This is a genomic window from Burkholderia sp. 22PA0106, from assembly GCF_047497155.1.
Classification (GTDB): domain Bacteria; phylum Pseudomonadota; class Gammaproteobacteria; order Burkholderiales; family Burkholderiaceae; genus Burkholderia.
The window spans coordinates 871,644-891,524 of record NZ_CP163163.1 but is presented as its reverse complement, the minus strand read 5'-3'; the positions used below and the strand labels follow the sequence as shown (position 1 = coordinate 891,524).

Annotated in this window: 3 protein-coding genes; all 3 read right to left on the bottom strand. The window is 70.4% G+C overall.

Annotation, left to right across the window (positions count from 1 at the left end; genetic code table 11):
* Positions 1–69 precede the first annotated feature (69 nt).
* From AB4850_RS18845 to AB4850_RS18835, 3 genes are read right to left on the bottom strand one after another with little or no spacing between them, the layout of a single operon-like run.
* The gene (locus AB4850_RS18845) at positions 70–1,374 is read right to left on the bottom strand and encodes an MFS transporter (protein ID WP_414444527.1); all 1,305 of its coding nucleotides are present in this window, start codon (positions 1,372–1,374) and stop codon (positions 70–72) included.
* Entirely contained in the window at positions 1,371–2,597 is a 1,227-nt protein-coding gene (locus AB4850_RS18840) for a cupin-like domain-containing protein (protein ID WP_414444526.1), read from the bottom strand. Before AB4850_RS18840 ends, AB4850_RS18845 begins: the two co-directional genes overlap by 4 nt.
* Positions 2,594–19,792: an amino acid adenylation domain-containing protein gene (locus tag AB4850_RS18835; protein ID WP_414444525.1), complete on the bottom strand. Its 17,199-nt coding sequence runs from the start codon at positions 19,790–19,792 to the stop codon at positions 2,594–2,596. Before AB4850_RS18835 ends, AB4850_RS18840 begins: the two co-directional genes overlap by 4 nt.
* Between the last annotated feature and the right edge of the window lie 89 nt (positions 19,793–19,881).

The following is a 19,881-nucleotide window of genomic DNA, read 5'->3' as shown; positions in this document are numbered from 1 at the left end:
CGGCACCGGGCCGGCGGCATCGAGCGGCGCGATCGCGGCGCCCATCGAGCAGACCGCGAAATCGACGTGCTATCCGGCATGCATCGTGTCGCGCGGCTCGCCGCTATCGATGCCCTGCTCGATACCCTGCCCCGCCCCGCGCGCCACCCGCCACGCCGCCGCGAACGCCACCGCCATCAACGCGGCGGCCAGAAAGAACGCGAGCCCCGGCATCGGCCGCGCCACGCGCGGCCCGATCGACCACGCGAAACCGAGCCCGTACACCAGCGGCCCGACGATCGACGCGAGCCCCACGAAGGCCTGCATCACGCCCTGCAACTGCCCCTGCCCGGCTTCGTCCACGCGACGCGACATCAGCGCCTGCAGCGCCGGCATGAACAGGTTGAAGAACACGTAGACGGGCATCGCCAGCAGGTAGCCCCAGCCCGCCGAGGCGAGCCCGAAGCCCAGGTAGCCGAGCGCGCCGGCCGCCGCGCCGATCAGCAGCGCGCCGCGCTCGCCGGCACGCTTCACGATCGGCCCCACCAGCGCCACCTGCACCAGCGTGCCGAGGCCGCCGCTCGCCATCATCACGAGGCCGATCGCGGCCGGCGTCCAGCCGTAGCGATAGCCGCCGTACAGCACGAAGATCGATGGCCCCACCATCCACGCCAGCGCGAACAGCACCGCGAGCGCCGCCAGCCCGAGCAGATCGCCGCGCGCCTTCAGGAACGCGAGCGCGCCGAACGGATTGAGCTTGCGCCGGTCGAGGCGGGCCGTGCGCGCCTCGGGCGCGAGCGATTCGGGCAGGATCGCGAGCCCGTACAAAAAATTGAGCGCCGACAGCACGCCGGCCACGTAGCACGGCAGGCGCAGATCGATGCCGGCCAGCAGGCCGCCGAGCGCCGGCCCGGCCAGGAAGCCCAGGCTCACCGCCGCGCCGATCCGGCCGAACGCGCGCGCGCGTTGCTCGGGCGGTGTGACGTCGGCCACGTAGGCGTTCGCGGTGGCGAGGCTCGACGAGGTCAGCCCGTTCAGCACGCGCCCGGCGAACAGCCACGCGAGGTTCGGCGCGAGCGCCATCACGAAGGAATCGACGGCCAGCCCGAACAGCGAAATCAGCAGCACCGGCCGCCGCCCGACGCGATCGGACAGCGCGCCGAGCAGCGGCCCGCAGACCAGTTGCATCGCGCCCCACACCACGCCGAACAACGTGCTCCACTCGGTCGCGAGCGCGGTGTCGCCGCCGGAGAACTGCTTGATCAGGTTCGGCAGCACCGGCAGCACGATGCCGAACGAGATCGTGTTCATCACCGCGGTGGCGAAGATGAAGCCGAACGCGGCACCCGAACCGCCGCCGCCGCGCGCCGAACCGGTCAGTTCCGGCACGCTCATGACGCGGCGGCGAGCGAACGGCCCACGCCCTCGCCCTCACAGGCGCGCAGCGCGTCGAGCAGCGCCGCGACGCGCGCGGGCTCGATGCGCGCGTCGTCGTGCGATTCGGCCAGCAGCGCCGAGAGCGCCGCGCTGTCCACGATCGCCGAGCGCCGCTCGGGCGACAGCGCCGGATCGGTCAGCAGCGCGGCGCGCACCGGCTGCAGATCCTCGGCGAGCTGGCTCAGGCGGCTGCCGGGCGCGCGCGCGTCGGCCGCGTCGGCCGCGCCGGCTGCACCAACCGCCTCGCCCACGGCGTGCCGTCGGCCCCAGTCATCGAGCGCGGCGATCGCGAACAGGCCCGCGCCCCAATTACGGCCACGTTCGAGAAACAGCGCGCTGGCCGCCGCGAAATCGAGCCCGGCCGGATCGAGAAAGCCCATCCGAAACTCGGCGAGCCGGTCGCCGGCATAGAAGCCCGGCAGCGCGCGCGTGGCGTTCGACGCGCCGAGGATCTGCTCCAGCGACGGATACCACCAGAAGTTCACCGACACCGATACCTCCGGCGCGCGCACGTGGTGCCACCAGAACACCGGCATGTACAGCAGCTCGCCGGCATGGATCGTGAAGCGGATCGCCTCGGCGCGCGCGTAGTCGGGATACGCCGCCAGGTCCGGCTGGTCCGGCTCGACGTTGGACAGGTGCGCGGTGGCCGCGTCGTGGTGATACGGATACAGGCGCGGCGTCTGGTCCGGCGCGAACAGCGCGAATTCCTTGCTGCCGTACAACTGCGCGAACAGGTTGTTCGAGTAGTCGAAATGCAGTTGCGACGAGGTGCGCCGGCCGAACCACAGGTTGATCATCGGCCGGCTCGACGCGATCCATTCCGGCACCACCAGGTTGTCGAGCAGCTCGGGCAGCATCTGCGGAATCGGCTGCTGCATCACGTACACATGCTCGTCGGCATCGGCGTCGAGCATGCGCCGCGCCGCCACGCCGAACTCCACCTCGGTGTTCTCGAACGCGTTCGAGCGGCGGATGTCGTGCGACGGCTTGAGCCGGTACTGGCCGTCGCCGGCCGTGCTCAGCGTGATGCGGCGCGTCTGCGCGATATTGGCCAGCGCCTCGGGCGTCCAGCGCTCGTCGATGCGCCAGTCGTCGAGCGCGCCGGTGATGATGACGGGCTCGTTGCGCGCCAGCCAGCCGTCGTTCGTGAATGCCTCGCGCGTCACGCGTGCGATCATCGTGTCTCTCCTCGATAGGGTTCGGCCGCGTCGTCGAGCAACGCGAGCCGGCGGTTCAGAATGCCGCCGATCGCCTCGCCCAGCACGTCGGCATGCAGCTTGATGATGGTTTCGTGATTGCCCGGCACGGGCAGCACCTCGATCTCGTCGCGCGCGATCAAGGCCTCCCAGCCGAGCGCCTCGGGCAGCGCGTGGTGGCCTTCGAGCGGCGTGAGCGACGCGTCGCTGGCCGCGAACACGTGCAGCTTCACCGGCGCGCGGCGGGGCCGCCAGGTGGCCATCGCCGCGCCGTGCGCCACCAGGCGTTCGAGGAACAGCCGGTTCTCGCGCGCGGTGTCGTACGACAGGTGCCAGAGCGGCCGGCCCGCCTCGCGGCGCGCCTCGATCGCCCGCACCAGCATGTCGATCAGCGCGTCGATGTCGCCGGCGCCCTCGAAATCGATGCTGGACGGATCGAAATCCGTGAAGTTGTTCATCGCGAACGCGTACAGCGTGACCAGCGCCACGCGCTGCGCGTCGAAGCCGGCCGGCGCGTCGGCATCATCGGCACGATCGGCATGACCGGCCCGGCCGAGCAGGTTCGGCGGCAGCGTGGTGTCGAACACGCCGAGGAACTCGATCTCCTCGCCCTGCGCGAGCATCTGGGTGGCAATCTCGTAGGCGATCAGGCCGCCGAACGACCAGCCCGCCACGCGATACGGGCCGCGCGGCTGGATCTCGCGCATCAGGCCGACGAAGCGCGCCGCGATCGCCTCCAGCGTGCGGGGTTGCGCCTCGCCGAGCGCGAGCGGCGGCAGCCCGTAAACAGGAATCGACGCGTCGATGTGAGAGGCCAGGTGCTCGAAGTACCAGGAATAGCCCTGCAGCGTGTGCGTGAGGAACAGCGGGCGTTCGCCGCCGTCGGCGTGAAACGCCACCCAGGCCTCGCGCGCGTCGTTCGACTGGCGGCCGGCGAATTCGCGCGGCGCGGAGCGCGCCGCCTCGATCAGCAACGCGAGCTTGTGCACCGTGCGCGTGTCGAAGATGCTGCGCACCGACAGCTTCACGCCGGTGCGCTCACCGGCGCGCGCCGCCACCTGCGCCGCCATCAGCGAATGGCCGCCGATCGCGAAGAAATTGTCGTGGCGGCCCACCCGTGCGAGCCCCAGCGTGTCGCGCCAGATCTCGGCGAGCAGTGTCTCCAGTTCGCCCTCGGGCGCGACGTGCCTGCCCTGGCCCACACCGACCGCGCCCGCCGCCTCCACCGTGGCGGGATCGATCGCGCGCAGCGCGAGCCGGTCGAGCTTGCCGTTCGGCAGCGCCGGCAAGGCCGCGAGCGCCACGAAACGGCTCGGCACCAGCGGCCCCGGCAACCGCTCGGAGAGCCACGCATGCAGGCTGCCGGCATCCACTTCCACGCCGGCGCGCGGCACGTAGAACGCCACCAGTTGCACGTCGCCGGACGCCGCACCAAGCTCGCGCCCGATCGCGGCAGCGGCCGCCACGCCCGGATGCGCGCCGAGTTCGAGCTCCACGGCCGGCAACTCCACGCGCTGGCCGCGCACCTTGATCTGGAAATCCTCGCGGCCCAGGTGCAGCAATTGGCCGTCGGCCAGCCACTGGCCAATGTCGCCGGTGCGCAGCAGCGTCGCGCCGGTTTCCGGATGGCGAACGAAACGCTCGGCGGTGAGATCCGGGCGATTCCAGTAGCCGGGGCCGACCGACGCCCCTTCCACGTAGATCTGCCCCACCGCGCCGATCGGCACCGGCGCGAGTTGCGCGTCGAGCAGGTGCACACGGCAGTTGGCGATCGGCCGGCCGGCCGGCGCGACCGCATGATGCACGGCCAGCGCGCGATCCTCGCTGTAGGTGATGTCGTTCAGCTCGCTGCAGCCGTAATTGTTGTGCAGCCGCGCGTTCGGCAGCCGCACCGCGAAGCGCACCGCCAGATGACGCGCGAGCGGCTCGCCGGCGGTCGTGACGTGGCGCAGCGCGCCGAGCCGGGGCGCGTGTTCGAGCAGCGCGGCAAGATGCGAGGGCACCAGGTTCAGGCGCGTCACGCGGTGCCGTTCGAGCGCGGCCGCGAAGGCCGGGGCGTCCTTTACCAGCGCGTCGGCGAAGATCACCTGCGGCGCGCCCGCGAGCAGCCCCGACAGCATTTCCTTGATCGACGGCACGAAGGACATCGAGGTCTTCTGGGCCACCACCTCGCCGGGCGCGAACGGCGTGCGCGTCCACAGCGCCTGCAGGCAGTTCGTCACCTGCCGGTGCGGCACCATCACGCCCTTCGGCTGGCCGGTGGAGCCCGATGTGTAGGCGATGTAGGCCAAATCGTCGGGCTGCGTGGCGTGGGCCGGGAAGCTGGCCGAAGAGCGGGTCGAAGAGCGGGTCGAAAAGCGGTCCGGCATGCCCGGCGTCGCCGCGTCGCCGTCGCGCAGGTCGACCGCCACGTCGAGTCGCAGCAGTGCGCAGCCGGCATCGGCGAACGACGGCGCGAGCGCGGCGGTGGTCACGATCGCGGCCGGCTGCGCGTCGTCGAGTGTGCGGCGCACATAGGCGGCCGGATAGCCCGGATCGATCGGCACGTAGGTCGCGCCCAGCCGGAACACGGCCAGGATCGCGGCGACGAAATCGATCGAGCGCGGGTAATGCAGCACCACGCGCGCGCCCGGCGCGACGCCGCGGCGCCGCAGCGCGTGGGCGATGCGATCGGCGAGGCGGTCGAGTTCGGCGAAGCTGGCGCTGGCCCCTTCCCCGCCTTCGCCGTCCTCGTAGATGCAGGCCAGAGCATCGGGCCGCAACGCCACCTGCCGCGCAAACAGCGTGTTCACGTCGGCCGTCTCGAAGCCGGCCCAGGTATCGTTGCTCGCCGCCACCCGTGCGCGCTCGGCCGGCGTCGGCGCGCGCAGCGCGGCCAGCGGCGCGTCGGGCGCGTCGGCGATGCGTTCGAGCAGTTCCTCCAGCACGGTCAGCATGAAGCCGATCTGGGTGGCATCGAAACGCAGGCTGTCGAAGTTCGCCACCAGTTCGAGCCCGTTGCCGTCCCCGAAGATTTCCAGGTCGAGATCCGACTGCGCCTGGCGGTTCACCACTTCCTGCTGCACCGTCATGCGCAGGCCGTCGCCCCAGTCGTCGGTGGCCACCGGCGGCACGTTCTGGTGGCGCAGCATGACCGGCACCGGCGAGCGGCCGTCCTGCTGGCGCAGCGCCGGCACGGCCGCGAGCATGTGCTCGAACGGCAGCGCCTGATGTTCGAGCGCGTCCAGCACGCGGCGGCCGGCCTGCGCCAGCAGCGCGGCCAGGTCCGGCTCGCCGGACAGGTCGAGCCGCAGCGGCAGGATGTTGATGAAGAAGCCCACCAGCGGTTCGAGCAGCGGGTCGTCGCGGCCGGCCGTGGTGGTGCCGATGCAGAGGTCCTCGCGCCCGCTCTGGCGATGATGGAGCACCGCGAGCGCCACCAGGAACAGCGTGAACAGGCTCACGCCGCGCTGCCGGCCCAGTTGCGCGAGCCGCGCAGCCAGCGCCGGCGGCAGCGTGCGGCGCAGCACGCCGGCCGGGCCGTGCGCCGCGTCGGCCGGGGTGCCCGGCACGGCGAGATCGAGCGGCTCGCGATGGCCGTCGAGCGCCGCGCGCCAGTACGCGAGATGCGCGCCGAGATCCTGCTCGCGCTGCCAGCAGGCGTAATCGGCATAGTGCGCGGCCAGCGGTGCGAGTGCCTCGCTCCTTGTCTCTCCCCTTGCATCGGCCGGGGCCGCGCCGGATCGCGCCGCGCGGTCGGCCAGGTACAGCGCGCGCAGATCGCGCACGAACACGCCGAGCGACCAGCCGTCCGACACGATGTGATGCATCACGATCGACACCACATGCCGCTGCGGCGCGAGCCGCAGCACGCGCACGTCGAGCAGCGGGCCGCGCTGCAGGTCGAACTCGATGCCGGCATGGCGATCGAGCGCGGCGGCCAGCGCGGCCTCGTCGAGGTCGTGCACCGGCAGCGCCACCGCGTACGGCGCGTCGACGAACTGCGCCGGCAAGTCGGCGCCGGGCGCGATGTCGAAACGCGTGCGCAGCGTCTCGTGGCGCGCCACCAGCGCGTCGAACGCGGCCTGCAGCGAAGCCGGCGCGAGCGGCCCGTCGAACACCAGCGCGCCGTTCATGTTGTAGGCGCGGCCGCCGTCGCGCTGCTGGATCAGCCACAGCCGCTCCTGCACGTAGGACAGCGGAAACGTCGCGCCGGCCGCGCGGCGGGCGGCGGATGCCGACGGCGCGAACCGCGCGGCGGCAACGGCACGCCCGTCGCCGCCCGATGCCGCGCCCGATTTCGCGCCCTCACCCAGACGCGCCGCGAACGCGGCCAGGCCCGGCGCCTCGAACAGCGCGCCGAGCGTGGCCGCCTCGCCGAAGCGCTCGCGCAGCCGGCCGATCACGCGCACGGCCAGCAGCGAATGCCCGCCGAGCGCGAAGAAATCGTCATGGCGGCCCACTTGCGCCACGCCGAGCAGTTCGCACCACATGGCGGCCAGCATCGCTTCCACCTCGCCCTGGGGCGCGGCATAGTCGCGCCCGCCGAACGCGGCCGTGTCGGGCGCGGGCAGCGCGCGGCGGTCGAGCTTGCCGTTGGCGGTCAGCGGCAGCGCGGCAAGCGCCACGTAGGCCGACGGCACCATGTAGTCGGGCAGGCTCTCGCGCAAGCAGGCGCGCAGCGCCTCGACGTCGCACGGCGCATCGGTGTCGGCGGCCAGGTGATACGCCACCAGCCGCTTCTCGCCCGGCGAATCCTCGCGGGCGATCACCACCGCGTCGCGCAGCCCGTAAGCGGCGAGCCGTGCCTCGATCTCGCCCGGCTCCACGCGGAAGCCGCGGATCTTCACCTGGCTGTCGTTGCGGCCCAGGTATTCGATGTTGCCGTCGGGCAGGTAGCGCGCCAGGTCGCCGGTGCGGTACAGGCGAGCGTCGGCATCGGCCGAGAACGGGTCGCGCACGAAGCGCTCCGCCGTCAGCGCGTCGAGATTCAGATAGCCGAGCGCCACGCCCTGGCCGCCCACGTACAGCTCGCCGGGCACGCCCGCCGGCACCGGTTCGCCGTGCGCATCGAGCAGATACACGCGCGTGTTCGCGATCGGCCGGCCGATCGGCAGCCGCTCGGGCGCGGGTGCGCCGGCGCGCAGCAGATAGGTGGTGGCGAAGGTGGTCGATTCGGTCGGGCCGTAGCAGTGCACCAGATGCTGCGGCGCGGCGTGCTCCATGATGCGGCGCACCGCCCGCACGTCGGCCGCGTCGCCGCCGGTGAGCAGGTAGCGCAGCGCCGGGAACACCGGCGCGAGCGCGTCGGCGTAGGCGCTGAGGAGGCCCGCCACCAGATGCAGCACGCTCACGCGCTCGCGCGTGAGCAGCGCGGCGAGGCGCGGCGCCTGCAGCAGGTCGTCGTGCTGCACGATCACGAGGCACGCGCCGTGCAGCAACGCGTTCCACACCTCCATCGTGCTGGCGTCGAAGGCCGGGTTCGACGTGAAGGCGATGCGGTCGCGCGCGTCGAATTCCGCATAGCCGTTGTGGATCACCAGCCGCGCGATGCCGCGATGCGCGATGATCACGCCCTTCGGCGTGCCGGTCGATCCCGAGGTGTACATGATGTAGGCCGGACGATCGCCGCCGCCCGGATGCGACGGGGCCGGTGTGCTGTCGTGCGCGCTGTCGTGCTCGACTTCGTGCCCGGCCGATGCGGCGTCCAGGTCGATGCGCCGCACCTGCGCCACCTCGGGCACCGCCTGACCGCCCAGCGTCAGCAGGCAGCGCGCGCCGCAATCGGCCAGCATGAAGGCCTGCCGATCGGCGGGCGCGTTGCGGTCGAGCGGCACGTACACCGCGCCGCACTTCAGCACGGCCAGTTCCGCCACCACCAGCTCGATCGAGCGGTCGAGCAGGATCGCCACGCGCTCGCCCGGCGCCACGCCGAGCGCGGCGAGCCGGCGCGCGAGCCGGTTGGCGCGCGCGTCGAGCCCGGCGTAATCGAGCGTGCGCGCGCCGTCGGCCAGCGCCTGCGCGTGCGGCGTGCGCGCCGCCTGCTGCTCGAACAGCGTGTGCACGCCGATATCGAAAGGGCACGCCGCGTCGGTCGCGTTCCAGCCTTCGATCAGCTCCCGGCGTTCCGCCTCGGGCAGCCAGGCCAGCTCGCGCACCGGCGTGGCCGGCGCGTCGTCGAGCGCGGCGACCAGGCTGGCCACGCTGCGCGCCAGATAGGCGCACACGCGCGCCGCATCGTGCGGCGCGACGAGTTGCGCGGTCAGGCGGAAGCCCTCGCCCAGATCGTCCACGCTCAGTGCGCACGGGTAATGGGTGCGTTCCTCGCCGTCGACCACGTCGATGCCCTGCCAGCCCGGAATCGCGCCGCCGTCGATCACGGTGCCGTCCGCGCTGTGACGGAAGTTCAGCAGCGCGCTGAACAGCGGCGCGGGCGCGGCCACGCCGCTGCAGCGCTGCGCGAACGCCAGCGACGCATGTTCGTGGCCCATCAGGTCGGCCAGCCTGCGATGGGTGCGCAGCGCCGCGTCGCGCACGCCGGCGGCGCCCGCCTCCACACGCACCGGCAGCGTGTTGATGAACAGCCCCATGACCTGCTCGGCGCGCGTGCCGCCCTGCCAGCGGCCAAGCAGCACGGTGCCGAACACCACGTCCTCGCGGCCGGACAGCTTGCCGATCACGTGCCCCCAGGCGAGGTGGAACAGGCTCGCCACGCTCACGCCCAGTTGGCGAGCCTGCTCGCGCAGCCGCGCGGCCAGCTCGGGCGCCAGTTCCACGGCGGCGGTGCGCACCGGCGTGCGTTCGCCGTTCGCGTCGGTTTCGCCGTCCACGTTGGCGAGGCCGTAAGGCAGCGTGGGCTCGTCGATGTCGCCGAGCATCTCGCGGAAAAACGCCTCGCTGGCCGGGCCGCGCCCGGCCAGCCGTGAGCGGGCCACGTGGTCGCGGAACGGCGGCGGCGGCGGCAGCGCGTGCCAGCTGCCGTCGAGCCAGGCCGCCACCTCGCGCAGCAGGATCGCGATGTCGGTGTGATCGAGCGCGATGTGATGCGTGAGCAGCAGCAGCACCCAGTTGCCGTTGACCGGATCGTGCGCGTAGCGCACCGCCATCGGCGGCGCATGGCGCAGGTCGAGGCGGTAATGGCGCGGATCGTGGCGCTGCTGCAACTGCTCGCCGATGTCGCCGGCCGGGTCGAGATCCACCACTTCCTCGACCGACAGCGTCGCCGCTCGCCGCACCACCTGCACCGGCTCGCGCAGGCCTTCCCAGGCGATGCCGGTGCGCAGCACGTCGTGACGCGTCACCGCGGCCTGCAACGCGCCCGCGAAGCGCAGCAGATGCTCGCGCGTCTCGAAGCCGAAGCGCACGCGCGACAGGTAGGCGTCGCCCACGGTCTGCGCCAGATGGTGATACAGCATGCCTTCCTGCAACGGCGCGAGCGGATAGATGTCCTGCACGTTCGCCGCGCCGCCCGGCACGCCGGCCACGATCGCGTCGATCTCGCGCTGCGTCAGGTCCACGAGGCTCAGCATCGACGGCTCGAGCCGGCTCGCGCCGGCCGGAATCCGGTTCGGCGCAATCTCGAACTCGGCGGCCACGCGCAGCGTGGCGGCCAGATCGGCCAGCGTGGGCGCGCCGAACAGCGCCGGGATGTCGGTATCGAGCCCGGCCTCGCGCAGCCGGCCGACCAGCCGCACCGCCAGCAGCGAATGGCCGCCCAGCTCGAAGAAGTTGTCGTGGCGGCTCACCTCGGCCACGCCGAGCACTTCCGCCCAGGCGGCGGCCAGCGCGCGTTCGGCCTCGCCCTGCGGCGCGGCATAGTCGCGACGGCCGTAGGCGGAGTCGTCCGGCGTCGGCAGCGCGCGGCGATCGAGCTTGCCGTTCACGGTGAGCGGCAGCGCGTCGAGCGCCACCCAGGCGGCCGGCACCATGTGGCGCGGCAGCCGGTCCGCCGCGTGCGCGCGCAGCGCGTCCACGCTGGCCGGGCCGGCGTAATAGGCCACCAGGCGGCGATCGCCGGGCGTGTCCTCGCGCACGATCACCGCCACCGCGTGCACGTCGTCGCGCTCGGCCAGCCGCGCCTCGATCTCGCCGAGTTCGATCCGGAAGCCGCGGATCTTCACCTGATCGTCGTTGCGGCCGAGGAAGATCAGCGAGCCGTCGGCCCGGTAGCGCGCGAGATCGCCGGTGCGGTACATGCGTGCGCCCGGCGCATCGTGGAACGGATCGGCCAGGAAGCGCTGCGCGCTCAACTCGGGACGGTTCAGATAGCCGCGCGCCACGCCCACGCCGCCCACATACAGCTCGCCCTCGGTGCCGAGCGGCGCCGGCTGGCCATGCGCGTCGAGCAGATAGAGCCGCACGTTGCCCACCGGGCGGCCGATCGGCGGCGTGTCGCCGTCGAAGTCGGGCGGGCACGGCCAGACGGTCGCGCACACGGTGTTCTCGGTCGGGCCGTAGCCGTTGAACAGCACGGCCCGGGCCGCCAGCGCGCGGAACAGCGCCGCGCCGGGCGCCTCGCCGGCCAGCACCAGCGTGGGCCGCGCGTCGATCTCGGGCAGGCCCTCGCCGTCCTGCAGCAGCGCGGGCGGCAAGGTGGCGTGGGTGATCGCGTGCGCGTCGAGATAGCGCCACAACGCGACCCGGTCGTGACGGATCGCGTCGGGCGGGACATGCACGGCCGCGCCGGCGCACAGCGCGATCACGATCTCGGCGATGCTCGCGTCGAAGCTGGCCGACGCGAATTGCAGCACGCGGCTGTCGGGCTGCACGCCGAAGCAGGCGATCTGCGCCTGCGCGAGATTCACCAGGCCGCGATGCTCGACCATCACGCCCTTCGGCGTGCCGGTGGAGCCCGAGGTGTAGATCACGTAGGCCAGGTGGCGAGCGCTCAGGCCGACCGCCTGCGCGGGCAGGTTCGCATTGCCGGCCGGGTCGTCCTCCCGCAGCGCGGCCAGCGTGTCGAGTTCGAGCACCGGCACCGCGTCGGGCAGGCCCGCGAGCCGCGCGCGCGAGCGGCTGTCGGTCAGCGCCGCCACCGGCGCGCTGTCGGCCAGCATGTGGGCCAGCCGCTCGGCCGGATAGGCGGGATCGAGCGGCACATAGGCGCCGCCGGCCTTCATCACGGCCAGGATCGCCACCACGATCGAGGCACTGCGTTCGAGGCACAGCGCCACCCGATCGTCGGGCGCCACGCCCAGCGCACGCAGCCGGTGCGCGAGGCGGTTGGCGCGCGCGTTCAGCTCGGCGTAGCTCAGTTGCTCGTGCGCGTCCTCCACCGCGATCGCGTGGGGACGTTCGGCCACGCGCGCCTCGACCAGCTCGTGCAGGCAGGCCTCGCGCGGGAACAGCACGTCCGTGTCGTTCCACGTTCGCAGCAACTGGTCGCGCTCGGCGGCGGACAGCAAGCTGGCGTGGGCGTGATCGGCCTGCGGATCGGCGGCGATCGCATCGAGCGCCGCCACGTAATAGCCGAGGATGCGCGCGCCCTGGGCCGGCGCGAGCCGCGCGCCGTCGATCTTCAGTTCGACGGTGAGCGCGGCGGCCGTGTCCGACACGTTCACGCCGAGCGCGAAGTTGGTCGCCTCGAAGCCGTGGCCGCCGCGGGCCTCGAAGCCCGCGTTGCGCTCGAGCGCCTCGTACACATGGAAGTTCACGTAGTTGAACACCACCTCGTACAGCGCCGCGCGGTCGTTGTCGAGTTGAAGCTGGAAGTACGGGTAGTGGCGGTGGCGAATCACCTCGAGTTCGCTGCGGAACGTGCTGCGGATCAGTTCGGCCCAACTCGAAGCCACGAGGTCGAGCCGCATCGGCAGCGTGTTCAGGAACAGCCCCAGCACCTTCTCGCCGTCATCCTGCTCCTGGCGCACGTTCGACACCAGGCCGCTGATCACGTCGGTCTTGCCCGCAATCATCGCGAGCACGCGCAGGTGCGCCGCAAGCACCACACTGCGCATCGGCACCCCGAGCGCATTGGCCACGCCCCGCAGGCGCTCGCGCACCGGTTCGTCGATCGTTGCAATCAGCGGCAACTTCGGCGCGGCCGGATCGCCCTCCGGCTCGGCCGGCGGCAAGGCGCTGAACGTGTAGCCGGACAGATAACGCCGCCAGAATTCGCGGTGTCGCGGCGAGGCCAGCGCGCTGCGCTCGGCTTCCACCGCGCTGCGCGGCGTGCGTGCCAGCGGCAGCGGCGCGGCGCGCAATTGGCCCGGTTCGGCCGCCAGCAGCGACAGGTAGGTGTCGAACAGTTCGGTGTTCAGCGACGCCACGCTCCAGCCATCGAGGATCGCGTGGTGGAAGCTCGGCGTGTACTGGATCTCGCGCTCGCCCCGCACATGCACGAACACGCGCAGCAATGGCGCGGCGTCGAGCGCCACGCGCGTCTTGCGCTCGGCTTCCACGAATTCGACGATGCGGCGTTCCTGCTCCGCTTCGTCGTGCATGCCGAGATCGATCGTGGCGAGCGGCACCTCGCCGGTGGCGAACACCAGTTGCATCGGCTCGCTGAAGCGCTCGAAATCGAAGGCCGTGCGCAGCACCGGATGGCGCGCCACCAGCGCCGCGAGCGCGGCGCGGAATGCCGCTTCGTTCCAGGCCGGCACGCCGAAGCGATAGCTGAATACGTCGTGGTAGACGGACGCATCGTCGGCCGCCTGTTCGTTGTGATACACCATCCCGCGTTGCAGGAAGGTCAACGGATAGGCATCCTCGACGCCGGCCGGCAGCCGCGCGCGATCCGCTTCGCTGAGTGCGAGCGCGTCGCTGGCGTGCGAGGCGCTCACGTCGTCGGTCGACAGCGCTTGCGCGAGGTTCGCGATCGTCTGCTGTGTGAACAGGTCCACCAGCGCGAAGTCGAGCCCCTGTGCCTTGGCCTTCGACAGCACCGACACGGCGCGAATCGAATCGCCACCGGCCGCGAAGAAATTGTCGTGGATGCCGACCTGATCCAGACGCAGCACCTGCGCCCAGATCGCCGCAAGACGTTCCTCGATCGAGGTGCGGGGGGCCACGTAATGCCGCGTATCGACCGATTGCACCGGCTTCGGCAGCGCGGCGCGATCCACCTTGCCGTTGGCCGTCAGCGGGAACCGCTCCAGTGCGACGAACGCCGACGGCAGCATGAAGTCCGGAAGCGTGCGGCTCAGGCCGGTACGCAATGCGGTGCTGTCGGTTTGTGCCTGGTCCGGATCGATGACGTAGTAGGCCACCAGCCGTTTGTCGCCGGGTTCGTCTTCGCGCGCGATGACCAGCGCTTCGCGCACGCCATCCAGCGCCGACAACGCCGATTCGATTTCACCCAGTTCGATCCGGAAGCCACGAATCTTTACCTGCGTGTCGATTCGTCCGAGGTATTCCAGCGTGCCGTCCGGCAGGAACCGCGCGAGATCGCCTGTGCGATACAGGCGATCCCGTTCGTTCGTGCCGAACGGATTGCGGATGAAGCGCTTCGCCGTCAACTCCGGCTGATTCAGGTAGCCACGTGCGACGCCCGCACCGCCGATGCAAAGCTCGCCCGGCACGCCGATCGGCATCGGGTTCAGGTTTGCGTCCACGACGTACGCGGACAGATCCGGAATCGGTCGCCCGATGCTCGCGGGCGTGCCGCCGCCGTTCGCCTGCAGCGGCCAGTACGTCACGTGCACCGTGGTTTCGGTGATGCCGTACATGTTCACGAGTTGGCAGGCGGCGTTGCGCGCGTCGTCGTACCACGGACGCAGCATGCCCACTTCCAGCGCTTCGCCGCCAAACACGACGTAACGAAGTTGATGCGTCTGCCCGCTTTCCGCCTGTGCCGCAATCAATTGACGGAACGCACTCGGCGTCTGATTGAGCACCGTCACGCCCGCTTCGCAAAGCAATGCATAGCATTCCTGCGGCGATCGGCTGACCAGCTTCGGCACCACCACCAAGCGCCCGCCGTGCAGCAGCGCGCCCCAGATTTCCCACACGGAAAAGTCGAAGGCGAACGAATGGAACAGCGCCCAGGTATCGGTGTGGTCGAACCCGTACCAGGCATCGGTCGCCGAGAACAGCCGCGTGACGTTGCGATGCTCGATCATCACGCCCTTCGGCTGACCGGTCGAACCCGATGTGTAAATCACATAGGCAAGGCTATCCGCGCTCAAACCGGCAACATCGGGGTTGTCGATGGCACCTTCCGCCGTCGCCACGTCGATATCGATGACCGGTGCTTCCACCGCCACCAGCACATCGCGCGTATCAGCCTGCACCAGCACCGCCACCGGCGCGCTGTCGCGCAGCGTGTAGGCGAGTCGATCGGCCGGATAGGCCGGATCGAGCGGCACATACCCTGCCCCCGCCTTCAGCACGCCGAGAATCCCCACCAGCATCCCCAGCCCGCGCTCCACGCAGATCGCCACGCGATCGTCCACCCGCACGCCCTGCGCGATCAGCGCATGCGCGAGCCGGTTCGCACGCGCATTCAACTCCGCGTAAGTCAGCCGTTGCGCCCCGAATTCGACCGCCACCGCCTCGGGCCACTCCGCCACCCGCGCCTCGAACAAGCGATGAATCGGCGCGTCCTGCTCGAACGCCGCCTCGCGCGCGTCCGCATTCCACGCCTCCACCACTTGCCGCCGCTCCGCCGCCGACAGCAGATCCGCCCGCTCATGCGCGGCCTCCACATCGGCCGCGATCGCATCGAGCGCCGCGAGGTAGTAACCGAGCGCACGCTCGCCCTGCTCGCGCGACAGCCGCGTCGGGTCGATCTTCACGTCCACCGTGAGCCCGTCCGCCATGTCGGCGAAATTCACGAGCAGGCCGAAATTGGTCGCCTCGAAGCCGTGCCAACGGCGCAGCGCGAAGCCTTCGTTGCGGGCCAGCGATTCGTAGACGTGGAAGTTCACGTAGTTGAACGCCACCTCGTACAGCGCCGCGCGATCGTTGTCGAGTTGAAGCTGGAAATACGGATAGTGACGGTGGCGGATCACCTCGAGTTCGCTGCGGAACGTGCTGCGGATCAGTTCGGCCCAGCTCGACGCCACCACGTCGAGCCGCATCGGCAGCGTGTTCAGGAACAGGCCCAGCACCTTCTCGCCGTCGTCCTGTTCTTGACGCACGTTCGACACCAGGCCGCTGGTCACGTCGGTCTTGCCCGAGATCATCGCCAGCACGCGCAAATGCGCCGCGAGCAGCACGCTGCGCATCGGCACGCCGAGCGCGTTCGCCACGCCGCGCAGCTTCCCGCGCAGCGCCTCGCTCACCACCACGCTCAGTTCCGGGCGCACCGCATCGGGGCCGGCGCCCGCTTCGGCGGGCGGCAGGCCGCTGAACGAATAGCCGGACAGATAACGCCGCCAGAATTCGCGGTGTCGTGGCGAGGCCAGCGCGCTCCGCTCGGCCTCCACCGCGCTGCGCGGCGTGCGTGCCAGCGGTGGCGGCGCGACGCGCAATTGGCCCGGTTCGGCCGCCAGCAATGACAGGTAGGTATCGAACAGTTCGGTGTTCAGCGACGCCACGCTCCAGCCGTCGAGGATCGCGTGGTGGAAGCTCGGCGTGTACTGGATCTCGCGCTCGCCCCGCACGTGCACGAACACGCGCAGCAGCGGCGCGGCGTCGAGCGCCACGCGCGTCTTGCGCTCGGCCTCGATGAAGGCGTCGATCGCGGCGTCCTGCTGCGCCGGTTCGAGCGCGGACTGATCGATCACCGTCAGCGGCACCTCGCCCGTGGCATGCACGAGTTGCAGCGGTTCGTCGAAACGATCGAAATCGAACGCCGTGCGCAGCACCGGATGGCGTGCCACCAGCGCCGCGAGCGCGGCACGGAACGCGGCTTCGTTCCAGGCCGGCACCTCGAAGTGATAGCTGAACACGTCGTGATAGAGCGCCGCGTTTTCCGATGCCTGCTGATTGTGGTACACCATCCCGCGCTGCAGGAAGGTCAACGGATAGGCATCCTCTATGTCGGCTGGCAGGCGCGCACGATCGGCTTCGGAAAGCGTGAGCGCGTCGCTGGCGTGCGAGGCGCTCACGTCGTCGGTCGAGAGCGCTTGCGCGAGGTTCGCGATCGTCTGCTGTGTGAACAGGTCCACCAGCGCGAAGTCGAGCCCCTGTGCCTTGGCCTTCGACAGCACCGACACGGCGCGAATCGAATCGCCACCGGCCGCGAAGAAATTGTCGTGGATGCCGACCTGATCCAGACGCAGCACCTGCGCCCAGATCGCCGCAAGACGTTCCTCGATCGAGGTGCGGGGGGCCACGTAATGCCGCGTATCGACCGATTGCGCAGGCTTCGGCAGCGCGGCGCGATCCACCTTGCCGTTCGCCGTCAGCGGGAACCGCTCCAGCGCGACGAACGCGGACGGCAGCATGAAGTCCGGCAGCGTGCGGCTCAGGCCGGTACGCAACGTGGCGCTATCGGTTTGCGTCTGGTCCGGATCGATGACGTAGTAGGCCACCAGCCGCTTGTCGCCCGGTTCGTCTTCGCGCGCGATGACCAACGCTTCACGCACGCCATCCAGCGCGGACAGCGCCGATTCGATTTCACCCAGTTCGATCCGGAAGCCACGAATCTTCACCTGTGTGTCGATCCGGCCGAGATATTCCAGCGTGCCATCGGGCAAGAACCGCGCGAGATCGCCCGTGCGATACAGGCGATCCCGTTCGTTCGTGCCGAACGGATTGCGGATGAAGCGCTTCGCCGTCAACTCCGGCTGATTCAGGTAACCACGTGCGACGCCCGCACCGCCGATGCAAAGCTCGCCCGGCACGCCGATCGGCATCGGGTTCAGGTTCGCGTCCACCACATACGCGGACAGATCCGGAATCGGCCGCCCGATGCTCGCGGGCGTGCCGCCGCCGTTCGCCTGCAGCGGCCAGTACGTCACGTGCACCGTGGTTTCGGTGATGCCGTACATGTTCACAAGCTGGCAGGCCGTATTGCGCGCGTCGTCGTACCACGGGCGCAGCATGCCCACTTCCAGCGCCTCGCCGCCAAACACGACGTAACGAAGTTGATGCGTCCGATTGCTTTCCGCCTGCGCCGCGATCAACTGACGGAACGCGCTCGGCGTCTGGTTCAGTACCGTTACGCACGCTTCGCACAGCAGTGCATAGCATTCCTGCGGCGATCGGCTGACCAGTTTCGGCACCACCACCAAGCGTCCGCCGTGCAGCAGCGCCCCCCATATTTCCCATATGGAAAAGTCGAACGCGAACGAATGGAACAACGCCCAGGTATCGGTGTGATCGAACCCGTACCAGGCATCCGTCGCCGAGAACAACCGCGTGACGTTGCGATGCTCGATCATCACGCCCTTCGGCTGACCGGTCGAGCCCGATGTGTAGATCACATAGGCAAGGCTATCCGCGCTCAAACCGGCAACATCCGGGTTGTCGATGGCACCTTCCGCCGTCGCCACGTCGATATCGATGACCGGTGCTTCCACCGCCACCAGCACATCGCGCGTATCGGCCTGCACCAGCACCGCCACCGGCGCGCTGTCGCGCAGCGTGTAGGCGAGTCGATCGGCCGGATAGGCCGGATCGAGCGGCACATATCCCGCCCCCGCCTTCAGCACGCCGAGAATCCCCACCAGCATCCCGAGCCCGCGCTCCACGCAGATCGCCACGCGATCATCCACCCGCACGCCCTGCGCGATCAGCGCATGCGCGAGCCGGTTCGCGCGCGCGTTCAACTCCGCGTAAGTCAGCCGCTGCGCCCCAAACTCGACCGCCACCGCTTCGGGCCGCTCCGCCACCCGCGCCTCGAACAGGCGATGAATCGGCGCATCCTGCGCGAACGCCGCCCGCTGCGCTGCGTCGTTCCACGCCGCCAATTGCCCGACCTCGTCCGGCGTCGGCAATTGCAGCGCCGCCACCGGAATCTGCCCGTCCTCCAGCACCTGCTCGAGCAGATGCGAGAAACGCGCGCCCACCGCCTCGATGTCGGCATCCTCGAAATACGCGCGGTTGTACATGAAATGCACCCACGCGTTCTCGTCGAAGCGGTTCTCGCGGATATGCAGCGCCAGCGGCAACTGCTCATGCCCGTTCGAGAACATGTGAACCTGCGCCGGCGCGTCGCCGAAGCGCATGTCGTAATCGTCGCGCTCGTACGACACCGAGATGTCGAACACCTGGGCCCGTTGCGCCTGCAACAGGCCGAGCGCGCGATTCAGTTCGCTGATCGGAAAGCGCTGGTGGCGGTAATCCTGCTTCAGCGTCTGCGCGATCGCCTTCAGCAGCGCGTCGAAGCGCAGTGCCGGATCGAATTGCAGCCGCACCGCGCTCACGCCGGTGAACATGCCGGCCGTCTGCCGCATCCGCGCGTTCGAGCGGTTCAGGATCGGCAGCCCGATCGCCAGATCGTCGCGCTGCGCGGTACGCGCGAAATACACGGTCAGCAGCCCCAGCATCACGTGGAACGGCGTGGACGCGTGCTCGCGCGCGAAGCCCTCGATCCGCTCGTAGAACGCGCGCGGCAGGCACAGCGCGTGATGCCCGGCCGGCGCGACGCCGCCCGCGTAGCGCTCGCGAAAACGCGGCGCGAACAGCGGATCGGGCGTGGTGCGGTACTTGTCGAGCCAGTACGCGCGGTGCCGCTCGAATTGCGGCGAGTCGCGCAACGCGCGGTCCTGCTCGACGAACTCGGCATACGAGGGCGCATCGAGATCGGGCGACTCGCCGTTCGACAGCGCCGTGTAGATGCGCGCGAGCGAATCCACCAGCAGGCCGATCGCCCAGCCGTCGACGATCAGGTGATGGAAATTCAGCGTGAACAGGAAGCGCGCGTCGTCGATCTTCGCCAGCGCGAAGCGGAACAGCGGCGCGCCGCCGTCCAGCGGAAACGGCTCGGCCAGACACTGCCGCGCCCAGTCGCGCGCGGCGCCGGCCGGATCGGCCTCGCCGGAGAAATCGTGCAGCGGCACCCGCACCGTCATGACCGGCGCGATCACCTGGCGCGGCACGCCGTCGGCATCGTCACCGGATTGGCCGCCGGATTCACCCGCCCCCGCACTCACCTGCGCCCCCGTCACCGGCACGAGCCGCAGCGCGTCGTGCCGGGCCACCAGCAGGTTCACCGCGCGCTCGAACCGGTCCACCTCCACCGGCCCCGCGATATGCGTGTAGCCGCCGATCTTGTAGACCGGCGCGTCGCCGTGCACGGCCTGATCGAACCAGATTTCGCGTTGCGCGGCGGTGAGCGGAAGGCTGTCGCCCGGCAGGACTGTGTGGTTCAAGCTGTCTCTCCTTCGTGCCGCGCGGCCGTGTTCGTGATGCACGAAGCGGCCGCGCGGCGTTTCATGTTGTCGCGTGCGCGTTGTTCACG

Coding starts and splice junctions, on each gene's coding strand:
- AB4850_RS18840 (WP_414444526.1), bottom strand. CDS start 2,597: ATGATCGCACGCGTGACGCGCGAGGCATTCACGAACGACGGCTGGCTG.
- AB4850_RS18845 (WP_414444527.1), bottom strand. CDS start 1,374: ATGAGCGTGCCGGAACTGACCGGTTCGGCGCGCGGCGGCGGCGGTTCG.